At 27.9% G+C, this 18,862-nt stretch carries 23 protein-coding genes; 6 read left to right on the top strand and 17 right to left on the bottom strand.

Annotation, left to right across the window (positions count from 1 at the left end):
* Positions 1-38: 38 nt before the first annotated feature.
* From APAC_RS08135 to APAC_RS08145, 3 genes are all read right to left on the bottom strand, one after another.
* On the bottom strand, positions 39-743 hold the full coding sequence (locus tag APAC_RS08135) for an alpha/beta fold hydrolase (RefSeq protein ID WP_130233639.1): 705 nt from the start codon (positions 741-743) through the stop codon (positions 39-41).
* Between the two features lies 1 nt (position 744).
* Complete coding sequence (locus APAC_RS08140) at positions 745-2,037, bottom strand: M99 family carboxypeptidase catalytic domain-containing protein (protein ID WP_130233640.1); 1,293 nt, start codon at positions 2,035-2,037, stop codon at positions 745-747.
* 104 nt (positions 2,038-2,141) lie between these two features.
* On the bottom strand, positions 2,142-3,392 hold the full coding sequence (locus APAC_RS08145) for a glycosyltransferase (protein WP_130233641.1): 1,251 nt from the start codon (positions 3,390-3,392) through the stop codon (positions 2,142-2,144).
* 74 nt (positions 3,393-3,466) lie between these two features.
* Here APAC_RS08145 and APAC_RS08150 point away from each other — a divergent pair, with 74 nt between their 5' ends.
* Positions 3,467-3,850: a hypothetical protein gene (locus tag APAC_RS08150; RefSeq protein WP_130233642.1), complete on the top strand. Its 384-nt coding sequence runs from the start codon at positions 3,467-3,469 to the stop codon at positions 3,848-3,850.
* A gap of 129 nt (positions 3,851-3,979) precedes the next feature.
* On the opposite strand, the gene APAC_RS13455 is transcribed toward APAC_RS08150, so the two are convergent.
* Positions 3,980-4,114 carry a hypothetical protein gene (locus tag APAC_RS13455; protein WP_266095888.1) on the bottom strand — a complete coding sequence of 45 codons (135 nt, stop codon included), beginning with the start codon at positions 4,112-4,114 and terminating at the stop codon, positions 3,980-3,982.
* A 170-nt stretch (positions 4,115-4,284) separates the two neighbouring features.
* On the opposite strand from APAC_RS13455, the gene APAC_RS08160 reads away from it, so the two are divergent.
* Entirely contained in the window at positions 4,285-4,581 is a 297-nt protein-coding gene (locus APAC_RS08160) for a transposase (protein ID WP_044416656.1), read from the top strand.
* Complete coding sequence (locus APAC_RS08165; RefSeq protein WP_233750439.1) at positions 4,578-5,459, top strand: IS3 family transposase; 882 nt, start codon at positions 4,578-4,580, stop codon at positions 5,457-5,459. The genes APAC_RS08160 and APAC_RS08165 overlap by 4 nt, the downstream gene beginning before the upstream one ends.
* 18 nt (positions 5,460-5,477) lie before the next feature.
* On the opposite strand, the gene APAC_RS08170 is transcribed toward APAC_RS08165, so the two are convergent.
* Positions 5,478-6,254 carry a phosphotransferase gene (locus tag APAC_RS08170; RefSeq protein WP_130233644.1) on the bottom strand — a complete coding sequence of 259 codons (777 nt, stop codon included), beginning with the start codon at positions 6,252-6,254 and terminating at the stop codon, positions 5,478-5,480.
* Between the two features lie 326 nt (positions 6,255-6,580).
* Between APAC_RS08170 and APAC_RS08175 the strand changes: the two genes are divergently transcribed.
* Entirely contained in the window at positions 6,581-7,207 is a 627-nt protein-coding gene (locus APAC_RS08175) for a hypothetical protein (RefSeq protein WP_130233645.1), read from the top strand.
* 1 nt (position 7,208) lies between these two features.
* Here APAC_RS08175 and APAC_RS08180 read toward each other — a convergent pair whose 3' ends face one another.
* The 4 genes from APAC_RS08180 to pnuC all read right to left on the bottom strand — a co-directional run bounded on the left by APAC_RS08180 (position 7,209) and on the right by pnuC (position 9,821).
* Complete coding sequence (locus tag APAC_RS08180) at positions 7,209-7,520, bottom strand: EthD family reductase (RefSeq protein ID WP_130233646.1); 312 nt, start codon at positions 7,518-7,520, stop codon at positions 7,209-7,211.
* A 66-nt stretch (positions 7,521-7,586) separates the two neighbouring features.
* The gene (locus APAC_RS08185; protein ID WP_228255901.1) at positions 7,587-8,459 is read right to left on the bottom strand and encodes a DMT family transporter; all 873 of its coding nucleotides are present in this window, start codon (positions 8,457-8,459) and stop codon (positions 7,587-7,589) included.
* Positions 8,456-9,232 carry a choline kinase family protein gene (locus tag APAC_RS08190; RefSeq protein ID WP_130233647.1) on the bottom strand — a complete coding sequence of 259 codons (777 nt, stop codon included), beginning with the start codon at positions 9,230-9,232 and terminating at the stop codon, positions 8,456-8,458. The genes APAC_RS08185 and APAC_RS08190 overlap by 4 nt, the downstream gene beginning before the upstream one ends.
* Positions 9,204-9,821 (bottom strand): nicotinamide riboside transporter PnuC, encoded by a 618-nt coding sequence (gene pnuC / locus APAC_RS08195; RefSeq protein ID WP_228255902.1) that lies wholly within the window; start codon positions 9,819-9,821, stop codon positions 9,204-9,206. The genes APAC_RS08190 and pnuC overlap by 29 nt, the downstream gene beginning before the upstream one ends.
* 134 nt (positions 9,822-9,955) lie before the next feature.
* Here pnuC and APAC_RS08200 point away from each other — a divergent pair, with 134 nt between their 5' ends.
* Positions 9,956-10,426, top strand: coding sequence for a hypothetical protein (locus tag APAC_RS08200; protein ID WP_130233648.1), 471 nt, complete (start codon positions 9,956-9,958; stop codon positions 10,424-10,426).
* Here the strand turns inward: APAC_RS08200 and APAC_RS08205 are convergent.
* From APAC_RS08205 to APAC_RS13260, 7 genes are all read right to left on the bottom strand, one after another.
* On the bottom strand, positions 10,419-11,117 hold the full coding sequence (locus tag APAC_RS08205) for an alpha/beta fold hydrolase (protein WP_130233649.1): 699 nt from the start codon (positions 11,115-11,117) through the stop codon (positions 10,419-10,421). The two genes, APAC_RS08200 and APAC_RS08205, sit on opposite strands and share 8 nt — an antisense overlap.
* Positions 11,117-11,866 (bottom strand): alpha/beta fold hydrolase, encoded by a 750-nt coding sequence (locus APAC_RS08210; RefSeq protein ID WP_130233650.1) that lies wholly within the window; start codon positions 11,864-11,866, stop codon positions 11,117-11,119. The genes APAC_RS08205 and APAC_RS08210 overlap by 1 nt, the downstream gene beginning before the upstream one ends.
* 62 nt (positions 11,867-11,928) lie before the next feature.
* Complete coding sequence (locus APAC_RS08215; protein ID WP_196781787.1) at positions 11,929-12,525, bottom strand: pseudouridine synthase; 597 nt, start codon at positions 12,523-12,525, stop codon at positions 11,929-11,931.
* Between the two features lie 602 nt (positions 12,526-13,127).
* Positions 13,128-14,663, bottom strand: a complete 1,536-nt coding sequence (gene guaA / locus APAC_RS08220; RefSeq protein ID WP_130233651.1) for a glutamine-hydrolyzing GMP synthase — start codon at positions 14,661-14,663, stop codon at positions 13,128-13,130.
* Positions 14,664-14,804: 141 nt separating this feature from the next.
* Positions 14,805-16,199 carry a sodium:proton antiporter NhaD gene (gene nhaD / locus APAC_RS08225; RefSeq protein ID WP_130233652.1) on the bottom strand — a complete coding sequence of 465 codons (1,395 nt, stop codon included), beginning with the start codon at positions 16,197-16,199 and terminating at the stop codon, positions 14,805-14,807.
* Positions 16,200-16,313: 114 nt separating this feature from the next.
* Complete coding sequence (nadB, locus tag APAC_RS08230) at positions 16,314-17,762, bottom strand: L-aspartate oxidase (RefSeq protein ID WP_130233653.1); 1,449 nt, start codon at positions 17,760-17,762, stop codon at positions 16,314-16,316.
* Positions 17,762-17,890 carry a lipoprotein gene (locus tag APAC_RS13260; RefSeq protein WP_150131737.1) on the bottom strand — a complete coding sequence of 43 codons (129 nt, stop codon included), beginning with the start codon at positions 17,888-17,890 and terminating at the stop codon, positions 17,762-17,764. Before APAC_RS13260 ends, nadB begins: the two co-directional genes overlap by 1 nt.
* On the opposite strand from APAC_RS13260, the gene APAC_RS08235 reads away from it, so the two are divergent.
* Positions 17,870-18,277, top strand: a complete 408-nt coding sequence (locus APAC_RS08235) for a DciA family protein (RefSeq protein ID WP_228255903.1) — start codon at positions 17,870-17,872, stop codon at positions 18,275-18,277. The genes APAC_RS13260 and APAC_RS08235 overlap by 21 nt on opposite strands.
* On the opposite strand, the gene APAC_RS08240 is transcribed toward APAC_RS08235, so the two are convergent.
* Positions 18,261-18,854 (bottom strand): M48 family metallopeptidase, encoded by a 594-nt coding sequence (locus APAC_RS08240; protein WP_130233655.1) that lies wholly within the window; start codon positions 18,852-18,854, stop codon positions 18,261-18,263. The genes APAC_RS08235 and APAC_RS08240 overlap by 17 nt on opposite strands.
* Between the last annotated feature and the right edge of the window lie 8 nt (positions 18,855-18,862).

Raw genomic sequence — 18,862 nt, forward strand, 5'->3', positions numbered from 1 at the left:
TAATAGAAGTCTAACTAAGAAATATAGCTTAAATATAACTATTTAGTTTCCATCCATTTGTAAATTAATTTAGCTAATGTATCAGGGTCTTCTAATGGTATATTATGACTAGAGCCTTCTCTTGTTATTACATTTAAATTTATATTTTCTTCTAAAAGTCTAGATAAAGATTCTTTATTTAGTAGTCTATCTTTTAAACTAACAAAAAACCACACTGGTAGTTTTAATTGATTTAAATCTTCAAATAAATCTAATCTATTAAAAGTGCTATTCATTTGAGTAATAAACGTATCTCTTCCTAAATCATTGTACATATTTTCTATAATACTAATTAATTCTAAATCACTTTGATTTTTTTCTTCTACCAAAGATTTAGCTTTTTCAAAACCTAAAGGTATAAAGCCTTCTTTTTTCATAGCTTCTACTTTTTCTTTTCTTTTTATCTCTTCTTTTGGGCTAGTTGCACTTGGAGTAACTGCTACTACAAAAAGTCTATTTACTCTATGTTGATTTTTTAAAGTGAAGTAAGAAGCGATATATCCACCTAAAGAAAACCCTAAAATATTGATTTTTTCTTCATTTATTTCATTTAAAATATGTTCATTTATTTCATCAAAATCTTCACTATTTGGAATAGGAAAATGAACTAATTCATATTTATCTTCTAAAAGTGGTTTAATTCTACTCCAAAGTCTTTCATCAGTCATTAGACCCGGAATAAGATATATTTTTTCTTTTTTCATACTATTTTTCCTCAAAATTTAAAACAATCATCCCATAAAACTTACCATCTTTATAAAACTCTGCTCTATATTTTTTGTTCTCTTTATCTATTGAGTATCTATTTAAAATATCATCTTTATTGATTAAAATACCATCTTCACTATCTATTCCAGATTTACTATATCCAATGATATTTACTCTATATCCATTTTTAAGTATTTCAAAACTATTTTTAATATCTAAAATTGTTCCTAATTTTACATCTTGAATATTCCCATCAACTTCTATTTTTATAGGTTTAGTTGCTTCTTTTATTTCAAAATATTGAGGATGGATACTACATATATGTTTATTCCCTATATAAAACCTATATACTCCTCCATATATTTTATAAGCCCCTAAAACATGAGAGAATTCTATTTTATTTCCCTCTTTTTTCATAGGAACAAATCTTAATGTTTTAGAGATATCTGTAAGTGGTATTTTTATATTATCATTAATAGTTACAGTTTCAAAATCATATATTTTAGCTTTTACATCATCATAATTAGAGATATCAAATTTTCTTTCAAACTCTATATCCATAATATTCATAAACTCTTCAATTGACTTTAACTGATAAATTACTTTTTGTGTTAAATCAGTAATATTTTTACTTGTTTCTATTGCAAAAGCTGGTTTATTGTGAGTTACAGCAAAAAAAGTAAGTGATAATTGTTGTTGTTCATCTTTAAATTTTGTTTCAGTGTTTTTTACACCAAATAAATGATGTTCTTTAAATAGTTCATCAGTATTCATTGCATTTTGGACTTGATTAGCAATTTTATCTAAATCCCCAAACTTTTCTAAACCATGAATTTTTTCTTGGTCTATAATTGTTGCTTGTCCCCAAGCATTTGGATTAAAAATTGCATTTTCATATTTATGTCTATAAAAACCATATCCATCATGTAAATTTAAAATTAAGTCTACTTTTTCATCTAATATAACTTTTTTTATTTTAGTTACAATTTCATAATCTTCATCATGCTCTTTTATAGAACTAAATTTTCTATTCATATCACCATAAATTCCTCTTTCATTCATAATGATACTATCAAAGTTCAAGTTTGGAGTAAGCCATAATGAACCTTTTTTTATATTGTAATATTTCTCTAAAAAAGCACCTGCGAAGTATCCACCTGGCTCATTTCCATGAATACCACCAATAACAAGTAGTGTATTTCCTTTAATCTCACCCTCTTTTTTAAATAAAGTGTATTCTAAGTTAGCAGCATAAATAAAAAAAGGAATAAAAAGGAATAAAAATCTCATAAGTCTCCTAAATGTAAATAAAAATTTTGCAATTAGCCCATAATTGCGCTGAATAATATCACATCACATTTTAGAAGATGGTTAAAAATTATTTGTTTAAATTTTTATGATTTATTCTTATTTTTTTCTTCAATCCATTGTGACATATATTTTGTACTACTTAGAGTATGATGTTTTAGCATTTCTCCTAAAAAGTTATCTAATCTATGTTGTGACAAATTTTTATTTATATTTTGTATATGTGTTAAAAGTTCTTTTTCTAAAGATTCTTTATCATATTTCTCTAATAGTTTTAAAGATTTGAAAGAAGCCTCTTCCCAAACTTGTTTATCAGAATATAAACTAACTGCATTTTTTACAAAATCATTTATATCATCACTTATAAAACCATTCCAAACTTTATCTTCACTCATTCCTTCTGCACCTATACTTGTAGTAACACTAGGTGTTCTCATAATCATTGAATCTAAAAGTTTTCCTTTTATTCCTGCTCCAAATCTTATTGGTGCTAAACATACTTTTGATTTTTCTATAACTTCTTTTGCATCATTAGCCCACCCTTTAATTAAAAATCCAGTTTTAGGATTATTAAGTGCTGTTGCTTTTGGTGGTGGATATGAACCATATATATGAAGTTCAGCCTTTGGTAATTCTTTTCTTATTAGTGGCCAAATTTTTTGTAGATATAAAACTACATCCCAATTTGGTGCATGTCTAAAGTTTCCAATAGTCATAAAATGTTCACGTTCTTCAAAAGATAAACTGTTTTTTGGAACTGTTTTTAAATCTATCATAAAAGGTAAATAATAAAGTATTTTTGAATCAATTTTAAAAATTTTTGTAAGTAATTCTATCTCATATGTTGATATTATTAAAGAGATATCACATCTTAAAATAGAAGCTATCTCTCTTTTTGATAAATCACTATTTAAATCTTTTTGAGTTAATTCTCTATTTTGTTTCAAAGCCTCATGCCTTGCATTTCTTAAAAACTGTAAATCTTCAGTATCAAGTATTTTCAATGCATTAGGACAATTTTTATCAACTCTCCAACCAAATTGCTCTTCCATCATAAATCTGTCAAAAAGTACAATATCAGGATTATATTCACTTATATATTCATCAAATGAACTTGAATTTAACTCAATAGCTCTTGAGTTTATTCCCTCAGCACCTAAATCTATCATATGTTCTGAAATAGCACAAGGAGTTGCAAACTCAACCATAAAGTCATTTTTTTTAAAAAACCTTAAAAGTGACATCATATGACTTCCAGCAGCTGATGAATTTGGTTCAGGCCAAACATATCCTATGACTAACACTTTTTTAAGTAAAGAGGGGTTTGTTTTATTCATTTATATTCTTTATTTTGATAGAGTGTATTTTATCTTTAGTAAGTTAAATATTTATAAAATAGGAAATAAAATATATGAGTACAAGAAATCTGTTTATATTATCACTTATAGCTATTATAGCTGTTTATTTATACGTTTTTGGACAAGACAAAACAATACAAATGATAATAGATGAGTACTTATTGATTATTGGATTATTATTTGTCTCAATTGCTTATGGATTTTTTAAATTTAAATTAAAAGGTCATCCGATTATGAGATTTACTCAAAATAACCTATCTCTAAAAACTACAATTGTGTTTTTTCTGTTATTTCAAGTAATTGATTATATAGCTGAAGATGGCTTCATAGGAATGATATCTCAATGGCTTTTATACTGGATCATGGGTTTAATTGCATTACTACTTATAGAAACAATTAATTACTACAAAAACTATCAAGTAATTTATAAAAAATAAAACAGTTTTTTGATGTTTCAAAGTTAGCTTTTTTTAAATTGTTTTTTATAAAAGATGTTAGTTCTAAATCACACTCTTCAAATCCTGTATCTTTTATCAAAGAATTAGAGAACTTTGTTCTTCTTAAATCTAATAAATATCCTCATTAGAAAAATGATTTAAAGCTCTTTTAGTAATCATATCACTGTAATCATTTATTTTAAAATGATTTGGGCTCCAACCTTTTATAAACCTTTGAAAATCAGCCCATGCAAAATCATACATAAATCTATATTCTTCTTCTATATCTTCAAAATTTAAAGAAGGTTGATAGATTTTAATTGCCTTTTTTAATTCTATAAAATAAACATTTAAAAGCCATGGAGTGGTAACATAAATTCAGACAAAGAATTTTAGAGATTCTGCGTTAAAATAAAAAATGAATAAGGGTTACCATGAGAAAATATAGTCAAGAGTTTAAAGACTCAACAGTACAATTAATTATTAACAATAATGAAAATGTAAAAGATATAGCAAAAGATTTAGATTTAAATCCAAAAACATTATATGCATGGGTTACTGCATATAAAAAAGAACATAATATTCCAATGAGGAATATTGAAATAAAAAGTACACTCAAAGAGAGTGAAGCTGAAGAGCTTAAACGCTTACGTAAAGAGAATAAGATTTTAAAGCAAGAAAGGGATATATTAAAAAAAGCAACAGCATACTTCGCAAAAGAAACTCTATAAAGTATGCCTGGATACAAAAACATACAAAGAGTTTCAATATCAATAAAATGTGTAAAATTCTAAAAGTAAATAGAGCTTCATATTATCATTGGGTAAAAGCTGGTTGTATTGTAAAAAAAGTAGATATTCAACTTAATGAACTTGTAAAATCTATATTTGTTTTTGGTAGAAATAATTATGGCAGTAGAAGAATTCAAGATAAACTAAAAGAACTCTATGGGCTTATTGTATCAAGAAGACGTATTTCTACTATTATGAAAGATTTGAATCTAAAAGTGAATATTAAAAGAAGATATAAAAATACTACAGATTCAAATCATAATCTACCAATAGCACCAAATATTTTAAATAGAGATTTTTATGCTTCAAATCCTAATGAGAAATATGTTGGTGATATTACTTATATTCCTACTGGAGAGGGATGGTTGTATCTTGCAACTGTAATTGATTTATATTCAAGAAAAGTTGTTGGATGGTCTATTGATGATAGTATGAAAGTATCACTTGTAAATGATGCTTTAGATATGGCAATTAAACATAGAAATCCACCTAAAGGACTTATTTGGCATACAGATCGAGGAAGTCAATATGCTTCTTATAGTCATAAAGATTTATTGCAAAAATATGGAATAATTCAAAGTATGAGTAGGAAAGGAAATTGTTGGGATAATGCAGTAGCAGAGAGTTTTTTTAAATCATTAAAAAATGAGTTAATTTATCAGAAATATTTCTATACTAAAAAACAAGCAAAACAAGAGATTTTTGAGTATATTGAGTTTTATTATAATAGAACAAGATCACATAGTTATCTTGGAAATTTATCACCTGTTAGATTTGAAGAAATCAATTTGATGTTACAAAATGAAATAGCTGCATAGAATTATAAAAAAAGTGTCTTATTTTAAGTTACCACTCCACCACTCTTCACTTTGTTCACAACTCTCAGGCTCAATAGCACTACTAATAAAATAAATTACATCTTTCATACCACAACCATGTCCAATATATTGAAAATCAACAGCAGCACAAAGTTTATCATCCCTACTAAAACAAAAGTTAGCTAACTTTGCATCTCCATGAACTATAGTTTGATATTTACAACTATTTAAAACCTCATCTAATCTTTTAGCATAATTTTTCAATTGCTTGTCTTCTAAGACTTTTAACTCATCTGGTCTAGTATCTAAATGCCAATAAGTTCCTATATCCCAAAGTAAGTCACTTTTTGTTTGCATATATTTTGCATGAAAATTTGCAAGCCATTTTAAACAAGAGATAATCTGCTCTTCATTTGCATTTATTGAAGTTTTTATAAATCCACTAGTTTCTAAATCTTCCATTACAATTAGCCATTCATCTTTTGTTTGAAAGGTCTTTAAGCCCTTTGGAACATAGCAGTTTTTATCAATAGTTTTAGAAAAGTTTTCATACCAGTTTACTTCTACTTTATAAGAGTTGATTTTTCTTTGATGTGATAAGTTTGTATTCCAACCTCTTGGGTGATTTGTAGAATTTGGTAGTTTTACATGTTTTACAATAACACTTTTAGATTCAAATTTTAATCTAACAATTTCTCCATATCCACTCCATAAAGTTTGAATACTATTAATTTGTGTCAACTTCCCTAAATTTAAATCATTGCCAATATTTTGATATAGATTAGTATCAGTCATTTTTCACTTTTTTTAATGTGATTTTATCATATAGAAAATTAAGTTGGTTAAAAAATATTACTAAAAATATTTACTTTAGTAATAAAATATGGTAAACTTCCACTAGCATGAAAAAGTTATTTTTAGTTTTAACCCTACTAGTTATTAGTAGTAACTATATTTATGCTTTATCGTGGGACAAATGTATCAAGAGATATACTAAAGCAAAGGAATTCAGTGATAACACTAGATTATTATACATATATTTAAAATCAACAAGAACTTGTATAGTAAAATTTAAAGATTCTCTAATACAAAATCCCGACCCAGAGTTTTCAGTAGACTCAATGAACGACAATATAGTAATGCTAGATAGAAATATCAATGCACTAATACCTAAATATAACTATCCTAAAAACAATTTAGAAGAAATCCCAAAATATAAAGATATCAATACTACTCCAATTTACAACGAAGATTATACATACATAAAAAAGTTCAAAGATTGTAACGGTATACACGCTAACAATAAAATATATACTGCAAAGCACTGTAATATTGATAACTCTAAAAATAGCCACTATGATTTAAATTATATAGAAACAGATAAAGTATCTAAGTTAAAATTGTCTAAATTAGATTTATCCAAAAAAGGAACTTTTAAATACTACTCAATGTCTAAAGAAGGTATGTTTTACTCAATATTACTAAAAGAAAAAAATTGTGAATTTTATAAAGCAAAAAATGAACCAACAGGCTTAAATACTACTTTAGACTTAACAGACCTTACAAAAGAAATTGAAATAAGAAGCAATTGCTTAGCAATACCATCAAATAGTGGTGGAGGAGTTTTCCAAGATGGAAAGTTAGTTGCGATTATTTCTAAAACTGTATTCAATAAAGATGAGTTTTCATATAGTGTAGTTGAACCGATAATCCCTCTTTTTCAAGAGGAATTAGCAAGTTTAAAATAAACTAAATTTCAACTTCACTTATTTGAATGATAGGTTTTGTATTTGTGAAGTTTGGTAAGTCTGTCATAATCTTTTCTGCATGAGGTGTAAAAGCAGATTGAAACGATTCAATTGATTCAAATGTAAGATGAGTCATTACAACATAAGGTATTGGTTCACCTGGAATTCCATTTGCTAAACCAAAATCAACATTTGCACCTTTTAAAGCATCACCAACTAATTCAGCTGCTAATGGAATATGCTTATTTAGATAATAATCCTTATCGAATTTTACATCTTCTCCATTTGGGTATAAAACACTTACTTTAATCATTTTTTCTCCTTAGTGATTATTGCTAAGAGTCTAACAAAAAATTTTACTAAACACAATAGATACAAACTATTTTTTAGTTGAATTATAGCTAACTAAAATTCCACCAACAACAATAAGTGAAATACCAATAAATGTGAATAAATCAGGTAAAGAATCCCCAAGCATAATACCAAAGCCAATGGAAAATGGAATATTTGTATAACTAACTACTCCAATAATACTAGCCTTACTTAGACTATATGCTCTTGTGATAAACCATTGAGAACCAGTTGAAATAACTGCCATAAATCCAATAAGTAACCAAATCATTGGATCAGTATGGATTTTAAATTCAAATATTGGTGTAAAAAAGTATACAAGCAATGGAATAATAATTCCAATTCCCATAAATGAAAGCATAATTAATCTTGCATCATAGATATCTTTGATTTTTTTTATTGTTGCATAAGCTGCTGCTGCAAAGAAACCACCTAATACCCCTAAAATATGCTCAAAAGAAAACTCTATTCCAAAAGGCTTCATCACAAATATAATTCCAAGAAAGCCAATAATCAAGGCGAAAAATGTTTTTAAATTTATTGTCTCTTTTACTAAATAATAAGCTAAAATAGTCACAAAAAATGGCGAAGTTCTATTTAAAACAACAGCTTCTCCAAGTGGAATAGTTGCAATTGTATAGAAAAACAAAGCCATAGCACATGCACCAAATAATCCTCTTAATAAAAGTAAATGCACCTTTGAAGTATCAAAAGATACATTTAATTTTTTTAGTGTAAATAGTATAATAAAAACACCTATTAGGTTTCTATAAAAAACTATTTCAAGGGGATCCATACTTTGTGATAGATACTTTGCTACTGCTCCATTTAAAGCTCCTAAAACAGAGCTTGCTAGCATAAAAAGTACACCTGTATCTATTATCTTAATCTTTTCACTCATTTATTTCCTTGGGCTTTTGAGTTTTCTAAACTAATAAACCATAATTTACAAATATGTTTATATATTTTGATATATGATTCAAGTTTTGATAAATCTTTTTTTGTATAGTTTTTTAAATATTTCTTTAGTAAATAAACTCTCTTTTGTTTATTTAAATCAAATTCATAACAAATAGTTGCCAAGTCAAAAAAACTATCATTTATACCAGAATACTCCCAATCAATAAACTTAATACCATCCTTTGTAAAAAGAATATTTTTAGGGTTTAAATCATGATGACAAACAACCAATGACTTTTTATATCTCTGCAATTTTCTTAACTCTTTGTTACAAATATCTAAACTCTTTTTTGCTTTTTTGCTATCTAAATATTTGTATTGTTTTAACTCATTTTTTAAGTTCATCTCTTTTGAGACTAACTTTATCTTATGGAGTTTTTTGACTGTTTTAATTAGACTATTTAGTTCACTTTTTTTTAGTTTTGATTTATGATTACCGTCTAAAAATTTATATATCATAAACTTTTTGTTTTTATCTAAATACACAGGCTTTGTAGCAATATTTTTTCCAAAAGCTATTTTTTGTACTTTAAACTCAAAGTCTCTACTTATATTTACTGTTTTATCACTTTTAAACTCCCTTAAAACATAAGAGTTTTTTGAAGTTTTTAGATGATAGTTTATATTGCAGAAACCTTGATTTTCAAATAACTCAAGACTTAAAAGTTTTTCATTTTTAAATATTTTATACTGTTTTAGATTTTTTAAGGTCAAACTCTTTTTTCCAATCTAAGTATGCAACTAAGGCTAATATAGTATAAATCATAAATAAAACTGCTGTTAAATTTAAACCTTTTTGAATATAAATATAAATAGAAACAACATCAATTACTATCCAATATATCCAGTTTTCTATAATCTTTTTTGCTAACATATAAGTTGAAAACACTGCAAAAACAGTTGTAAAAGAGTCAACATAAGCAAAATCAGCACTAGTGTAATTTGCCATAACATATCCAAATGCTAAAGAAATAATAGTTAATATCGCTATTATTTGGATATTTTTATTTAATCCATAAGTTGATACTTCTAAATCCACTTCTTGTAGTTTTCCACCATACTTCCAAGAATACCATCCATATACTGCCATGATAAGATAATATGCATTTAAAGCTGAATCCATAAGAAGTGAAACATCATAAAATAAAATTGTATAAATAAGTGTAGAAACAAATGCTGCAGGCCAACACCAAAGACTTTGTTTAATAGCTAATAATATATATGCAATAGCCAAAACCATAGCAATAGCTTCATAGGTACTCATAATATTTAATGATTCAATAACTGTTTGTAAAAATTCCAAAATATTTTATCCTTGTATTAAAAAAGGATTCTATCTAATAAGTGGTTAAAAATTAACTTTTTAAAAGTACTTTGATATCTAGTTTTGTGGTATTATAATTGCATATAAAAAGTCAATTATATGTGGGAGAAAAGATGCAAGATTTTATAGATATGTACAAAGAAACTTACCAGATTGATGATGAAATAAAATTAGATGAATCATTAAGTGATAGAGATATTGAAATTACTGACAATGGATATAAACTAAATGCAAGTAAAGATGCTGATATTTTAGAGATGTTAGGAACAATAAAACTTCATACTATTATAAAAGATGAAAGAGTATTTAAACCAACTACTGATTTTATGCAAATCATTGTACTAGCATGGATATATAAAACTATGTCAATACAGCTAGAAGTTTTAGAGATGGACTTATTACTTGAAAAACTTTTGATCAAAAAAGAGCATGACCCATATTCATCTTATGCTGTACTTAAAATCTTAGAAGCTAACCCTACTTTAACAGGTGCAGATGCAAGTTCGATGGATCATTATCTTAGTTTAGAACCAAATTCTATAGTCTTAGACCAAATAGAGAGTAATAAAGTAGAAATTAACTAGACATCCACTTTATAATCTCACTAGATAAAGCTTCTGGCTTTTCTAAAGGTATCATGTGATTTGTACCCTCTTTAGAAACTATTGATATGTGATTATATTTTTTAATAAATTTACTTAGAACTTCATAATTTAAAAGTTTATCATCAGTACTATAAAAAAACTTAATAGGAATATCTAATTTCTTTAAATCATCAGATATATCAACTCTATTAAAAGTTAATTTCATCTGTATTTTATAAGTCTGTTCACCTAAGTTTTTAAACATATCTTTTATTAGATCTATTAACTCACTATCATTATGGTTTTTTTCATCAATAAGTGATAAAACCATTTTGTTTGAAAGCCCTTTAAATCCAAACTTTTGTATTTGAGATATTGCCATTTTTCTTTTTGTAATTTCATCATCATTAATAGCACCAGGTGTTCCAGCCACTAAAAAAAGTCTCTTTACTTTTGAAGGATTTTTTACTGTAAAATAAGAAGCTAAATAAGCACCTAAAGAAAAACCTAAAAGATTTATACTTTCATCTTCTATAATACCTTCTAACTTTTTTGAAGCAGTATTGAAGTTATCACTAAAAGGTATTGGCAAATGTATTAACTCATATTTATCTTCTAAAAAAGGTTTTAATCTACTCCATAATCTCTCATCACACATAAGTCCCGGAATTAAATATATTTTTTCTCTCATTATCTATCAATAACTGTAGAGAAAAATACTGGACACTCTATCATGGGATAATGCCCTGCTTCTAAACACTCAATAAAACTAATATTTGGATAATAATTCATAAATCTTTTTTCTAATGAATTTTTATGAAAAGCTGGCAAATCAAGTTTCCCAGTTAGTACGGTAATTTTTGTATCTAAACCTTTTATCTCTTCACTAAAATCAGTTGAAAGATACATATTCATATATGAAACTTTTGCTTTGAGTGTCGAGCAAGTATGAGCTAAGTTTATTCTATAGTTTTTCCAAGTATTGTTGTATCTTTTACTAGCTTGAGTTACTACATTTTCTATAACATTGTTTTCATTTTGAACATCATCTAAAAGCTTTTGTTTTGCACTCTCTTTCATCTTTATACCAGTTGGTAAGATAGGAGTTATTAAAAATAGTTCTATAACTTGCTCTTTTAAATCCATTGCAAGTTTTTGAGCTATAAGTGAAGACATAGAATGACCTAGCAAATAGAACTCTTTTAAACCAAGTTTTATTACTAAATTTTTGATATCACTTACCATCTCTTCAAAAGTAAATTCACCTTCAATATCTTTTGATATTCCATATCCTCTAAAATCAACAAAGATATATGTAAAATCATGTGTGTTTAAAAAAGGAATAGATGTATCATAGTTTGTATGGTCACCCATCCACTCATGCATCAAAATCATAGTTTTAGAACCAGTACCAACTTTTTTATAATTTAATTCAATCATTTTTACCTATTTGTATGTATATTTTAAAAGTTGATTGTAGTGAAAGTTTATGAAAAAAGATTTTAAATAAGTGCATCATCTAAATTATCTAAAGCAATTACCTCACTTGGTAGTAAGTTATCAATAAAAATACTTCCAATACGAACTCTAACTAATCTTAATGTAGGAAAACCTACAGCTGCTGTCATCTTTCTAACTTGACGCTCTTTCCCTTCATTAATAATTATCGATGTCCAAGAAGTTGGTCCATGCTTTGAATTACGAATATTACGACCACGTTGAGGAAGCGATGGTTCTTCTTCTAATTTGAATGCCTTACAAGGAAGAGTTAAATACATACTACCATTTACACTAATTTCAACACCATTTTGCAACTTTTGTATAGCTTCATCAGTGATTATTCCATCAAGTTGGACATAGTACTCTTTTTCTATACTTTTATCTCTAATTTTATAACTCATCATACCATCAGTTGTAAGAAGTAATAACCCTTCAGAATCCATATCCAATCTACCTATAGCCATAGTATCTTCAGGAAAATCATAATGATCACCTAATAAAGTCTTACTCTTTTTTGGTTTTGGTTTAAATTGACTTACACAACCATATGGTTTGAACATTTTGAAGTGGTGGTGTGATTGTGAAATGTTATCTTGCAATAAAATCCTTTAACTTTTGTAATAAAAATTTTATCAAATAAGTCGTTAAAATGTGCAAAACTAGCTAATTAAAAATAACTTTAAAAATTATATTTACAAAAATAAATTTTTTTGTTAGAATTTCACTAACTTAAGAGCATGTCTGACTAGTTGGGAGTGATTACCTAACTTTTGGCATAGATGGGGTGAGGACTTTTGTCCTTATCCTTTTTTTTTGCGGGTAGTGTAGCAAGTCATAAGGGTGAGAGTGCCAAGACAAGGTGCAGATAATGCTCTATAAGTTGACAGTACTAATTTTAATATGTTTAATCTTCGCAATTAAACTGTATTAATAAAAGGGGGAACTAATCACTCCCCTGGTACTGTTCTAAAAGGTGTTTGTCATCTTATTATATAATAAAATATTCAATACTAGGATAATTATGGAATCTTTTTTAACTACACTAATTTCTGGAGCTGTTCTAGGAACAATTATAACTGGTTTATTTAATATATATTCTAAAAGCGATAGATTTTGTTTAGATTGTGCTAGATTTAGGTGAAGATGTACTAAAAGTACCTCGAACCTAAGTCTAGTGCAAGATGAATAAAAGCTAGCGCTTTTATTCCCACTCGATAGTTGCTGGCGGTTTTGAAGAAATATCATAAACTACTCTATTGATTCCATCAACTTCATTGATGATTCTTCTAGAAATAGTTTCTAATACATCATGAGGGATATGTGCAAATGTTGCCGTCATACCATCTGTTGCTTCTACAATTCTTACACATACTGTATTATCATAAGTTCTGTTATCACCCATTACTCCAACTGATTTTACGTTTAGAAGTACTGTAAATGCTTGCCAAGTTTTATCATATAATCCAGTAGCATGTAATACGTCTAACATGATAGTATCAGCTTTTCTTAGTAATTCTAAATCAGGCTTATTTACATCACCCATAACTCTAATAGCAAGTCCAGGTCCAGGGAATGGATGTCTACCAATCATATCTTTTGGTAATCCAAGTTCTAATCCTAAAAGTCTAACTTCATCTTTGAAGATTTCTCTTAAAGGCTCGATTAACTCAAATGTCATCCAATCAGGTAATCCACCTACGTTATGGTGAGACTTAATAGTTTTTGAAGGTCCTTTAACTGAAACAGACTCAATAACATCAGTGTAAAGTGTACCTTGTGCTAAGAACTCAATTCCATCATGTTTTTTTGCTTCTTCATCAAATACTTCGATAAAAGTTTCACCGATGATTTTTCTTTTTGTTTCAGGATCTGTAACACCTGCTAATCTTTCTAGGAAAAGTTCACTTGCATCAGCAGTAATAAGATCTACTCCTCTAGCTTTGAACATAGCTTCAACTTGTTCTCTTTCATTTGCTCTTAAAAGTCCATTATCAACAAATACAGGAATTAACTGATCTCCAATAGCTTCAGCCAAAAGAGTAGCAACAACAGATGAATCAACACCACCTGATACACCACATAGTACTTTTTTATCACCAACAGTATCTTGTATTTTTTTGATTTGCTCTTTTGCAAATGAACCCATGTTCCATGTTGACTCACATCCACAAATATGTTTTGCGAAATTTTTAAGGATTTTACTACCTTGCTCTGAGTGATAAACTTCTGGGTGGAATTGGAATGCATAGATTCTTTCATCTTCATTTGCAATAGCTGCAAATGGTGAATTTTCACTAGTTCCAATTACTTCAAATCCATTTGCTAATTTATCAACCTTATCACCGTGAGACATCCATACTGTTTGTCCATCAGTAGTATCAGCAAAAATTGCACACTCTTTTTGGAATGTTAATTTTGCTTTTCCATATTCGTGGTGATCTGCAGGAATTACACTTCCACCAAAATGTTGTGAAATTAATTGCATTCCATAACAAATACCTAAAATAGGAAGTCCTAATTCAAAAATAGTAGCATCAGGGTGATATGCATCTGGAGCATAAACTGAAGCAGGTCCTCCTGAAAGGATAATACCTTTTGGAGTTCTAGCCATAATATCTTCAATACTTTCAGAGTATGGAACTATTTCAGAATAAACACCTGATTCTCTTAATTTTCTAGCAATAATTTGAGTATATTGACTACCGAAATCTAATACAACTATTGGTACGTGTTTCATATATGATTTTCCTTGTTTAAACACATTAGTGTTTGTTTGTTACAAAAATTTAAGTATATATTGTAGCTAAAAAGTAGTTAAAAATTGATTAGAAAAAAAGAAGAGTAAATTTAGGGTAAAAGTGCTTTCGCACTTTTACTTTTATCCTATATGATAAAATCCTAATACTTGGTACTGTACATACCAAACAGCAATAGATACAAAGTATCCAATTAAAATAGTCCAAGCATATTTCATATGTGAACCAAATGTATAAATTCCATGTAATTTACCCATAACTCCAACACCAGCTGCTGAACCAAATGAAATTAATGATCCACCAACACCAGCTGTTAAAGTTACTAACATCCATTGGTCAAGTCCCATTTCAGGAGATGCTTTTAAAACTGCAGACATAACAGGAACGTTATCAACAATAGCAGATAAGAATCCAACTCCAATATTTGACCAAGTTGGTCCTAATACTGATGGGTCATAAACAACAACTGCAAGAGCTAGCCATCCAATAAAATATAATGCACCAACTGCTGCTAAAATACCAAAGAAGAACATTAAAGTATTGTTTTCAATTTTAGCCATTGAATGGAAGATATTAAAATGATCTGTACCGTATTTTCTTTTTAAACCATAAGAATAAACTTTTAGTAGTGAAAGACCGAACATCATACCCCACATTGCTGGTAAATGTAATACTTGGTGAGACATAACTGCACAGAAAATAGTAAATACACCAAGCGCAATAACTACTTTCGCACCTTCAGCCATTTTAGGTTTTTGCTCTTTTGAAGCATCAAAATCAGGTTTAACATCTGGAACAAATCTTGATAAAATTAAAGCTGTAACTAAATATCCAATAATAGATGCTGGAAATAAGAATAAGAAATCAGTAAATGTTCCTTTACCAGCAGTCCAAGCCATAAGTGTAGTAATATCACCAAAAGGAGACCATGCACCACCTGCATTTGCTGCAACAACGATATTAATAGCACCAGGAACTAAGAAGTCTTTTCTTGTTTTATCAATTGTAATTAATACAGTTGATAAAATTAAAGCTGTAGTTAAATTATCTGCAATTGGAGATAAGAAAAATGCAATAATACCAGTTACCCAGAATAATTGTCTGTATGTATATCCTTTTGAAACTAAGTTATATTTTAATCTATCAAAAACACCCATATGAATTAAGGATTCAATATAAGTCATAGCAACAAATAAGAAGAAGAAAATACCAGCAATTTCTAAGATTAAGTGTTGAGCTTCAGTGTGAACTAAACCTAAATCTAAACCATTTAAAGCATAATAAACAGCAACTAAAATAAACATGAAAGTACCAATAAATAAAGCTGGTTTAGCTTTATCTATCTCATATTTCTCTTCTGCTGCAACAAAATAATATCCAATAACAAATACTACTAAACACGCAATTCCTACCCATGTCATTGTAATATCAGGTGCAACCTCAGCAGTACCAGATGGCCCACTAGCTGCAAATAACGCCACTGATGATAACAGTAATGTCATTATAACTTTTAACATTAAATCTCCTTGATAAAGTGTGCTTAAAAATTATTATTAAGCACTAAATAAGATTATTCTGCCGTAAATAAACTTAAAAATATTAATAAATATCAATTTTCTGTCAAGAAAATATCAATTTTTTATATAATGTGCACCTAATGATTGTTCTCTATTTAATGCAGAAACTAAAATAGATCTAGCTGTAAGTAGTCTTAGATAAAGTAATCTACCAACATCTTTTGTTAAAAACTCTTCTACAATTTTTAGTGATTTTTCAAGATCATCTCTTTGTCTTACAATTCCAGCACAACTCCACATTATTTCCCTAAGAGTATCTTTTATATCTTTATCTATAGATTTATTTCTAACAAACTTTATAATATTTTTTTTATACTCTTCTTTATTTATCTTAAAATTATTTTTTAAAGACTCTTCGACAGCAAGTTGTGAAAAAACTAATGCTTCAAGTAAAGAGTTGGATGCTAATCTATTTGCTCCATGAACACCTGTACATGCAACTTCACCAATTGCATATAAATTTTGCATTCCTTTTACTTTTCCATTTAACTCAACCTCAACACCTCCCATTGAATAATGAAAAGCTGGAGAAATAGGTACGTCTTCAAATGGTAAGTCATATCCTAACTCTTTTAAATTTGCATAAATATTAGGAAACCTCTCTTTAAATGCATTTTTTTCAAAATTCTTAAAAGATAAAAATACACCTAGACCTGTTTTCTGATTATAATCAAAAATAGACCTACTCACTACATCCCTTGGTGCTAACTCTCCATCTTTGTGATAATCAAATAAAAATCTATATCCATTTTCATCAACAACATGAGCACCCTCACCTCTTAAAGCTTCACTTAAAAGTGGTTTTCTAGCAAATGATGTCCCTCTAACAACAGTTGGGTGAAATTGCATCATTTCCATATCTTTTAATGGCAAGTTCTTCTCAGCTATAATACCTTGTATTTCACCTGCATTTGCAGTTGAGTTTGTATGATATCTGTAAATTGAACCAACTCCACCACTTGCAATAAAAATATTATCTGCGTATGCAACTTTTTGTTCAGTTTCACTAACATAATACTGAACACCATAACAGATGTCATCTTGAACTAATAAATCACTAACAACAGCTTGTGTTACAACCTCATGCATACATTGTTCAAGTAAAAAAACATGTATCATTCTTCCTGTAGCATCACCATCTGCATGTAAAATTCTATTTCTGCTATGTGCTGCTTCTTTTGTAAAAGCTAATTCGCCATTAGAATTTTTATCAAATTGCATTCCAGCATCAATAAGATTTTTTAAAGCATCTAAAGATTTTTCACTTAATAGTTCTACTGCTTCCTTATCATTATGATAAACTCCAGCTTCCAAAGTGTCTTTAATATGTAAAGGAATATCCTCTTTATCGACAGCCGTTGCGATTCCACCTTGAGCCCAAAAAGTATTACAATTCCAAGGTGACATTTTACACAATATCAATACTTTTTTATCTTCAGGTATTAGTCTAGCTGCATTTAATCCAGCCATACCTGCACCAATAATTATATAATCATATGTCATTATTTTTTAACTTCTTTAGTTTGATCTTGAACATATACTGGGTCACCTTTGTAACCACAACCACTTACTGATAATAAAATTCCTGCTATAATAACAACATGAAAAAAATGAATGAAATTCTTAGTCATCTTAAAAAAAATCCTGAATTCAGGAAAATTAATACATCTTCAGCCATAGAAAGACTTATAGAGATACTTCCTTTAAAATTAAAAAAAGGAATTAAATTTGCTTATGTAAAAAAGCAAACACTTTATTTTGTATTAACTCATCCTGTTTATAAAATGGAGTTTGAGTATAACAAAGGCGATATAAAATCATTATTAAAAAAAGCTAATATAGCAAATGTAGAAGATGTTGCTTTTTTTGTAACTAATAAAATTGAAAAGAAAGAAAAACCTAAAGAACCTGTTGAATATTACACTGAAAAGTCACATGGTATTTTCTTAAATAAAGCCCAAGATGAAAATATATTCAAGAAGTTTGAAGAGATTAGAAAAATTATAAAAGAGTCTTGAACTCTTTTTCTATAAATTTATAGTTTGGACAATATTTTTCTACTAAATCCCAAAATTTTTTTGAATGGTTTTTATGTTTTATATGTGCCAATTCATGAATTACTATATATTCCATAATATGAATTGGATATTTCATAAGTAAATAATTAAAATTTAATCCATTTTTATAATTACATGAGCCCCAAGTTCTTTTATTTTTTCTAAATCTTATTGAAGTTGGAAATAGATTCATATTTTTTGAGTGTTTTTCAATTAAAGGGTAGATATGTTTTTCAATCTCTTTTTTATAAAATTTATCTATATCTTTAATCTTATAATCAACCAATTTTTCTACCTGACCTAAATATAAAAACTCATCATCATTTATTCTTTTTTTTTCTAATTGTCTTATAGATTTTTCTATCCAATCTTTTTTTCTATTTAATAATTCATGAGCATCGTAAATATCGAAGTATTTATTAGCTCTAATTTGAATTAAATCTTCTTTTAAAACTCTAAGATAACAATGTCTTATATGTTTTTTATTTTCCAATTGAACAGCTATTCGTTTATTGGCAACTTCTATTTCAAAAATCAAACAAATCC

Source organism: Malaciobacter pacificus, assembly GCF_004214795.1.
In the GTDB taxonomy this organism is placed as follows: Bacteria; Campylobacterota; Campylobacteria; order Campylobacterales; family Arcobacteraceae; genus Malaciobacter_A; species Malaciobacter_A pacificus.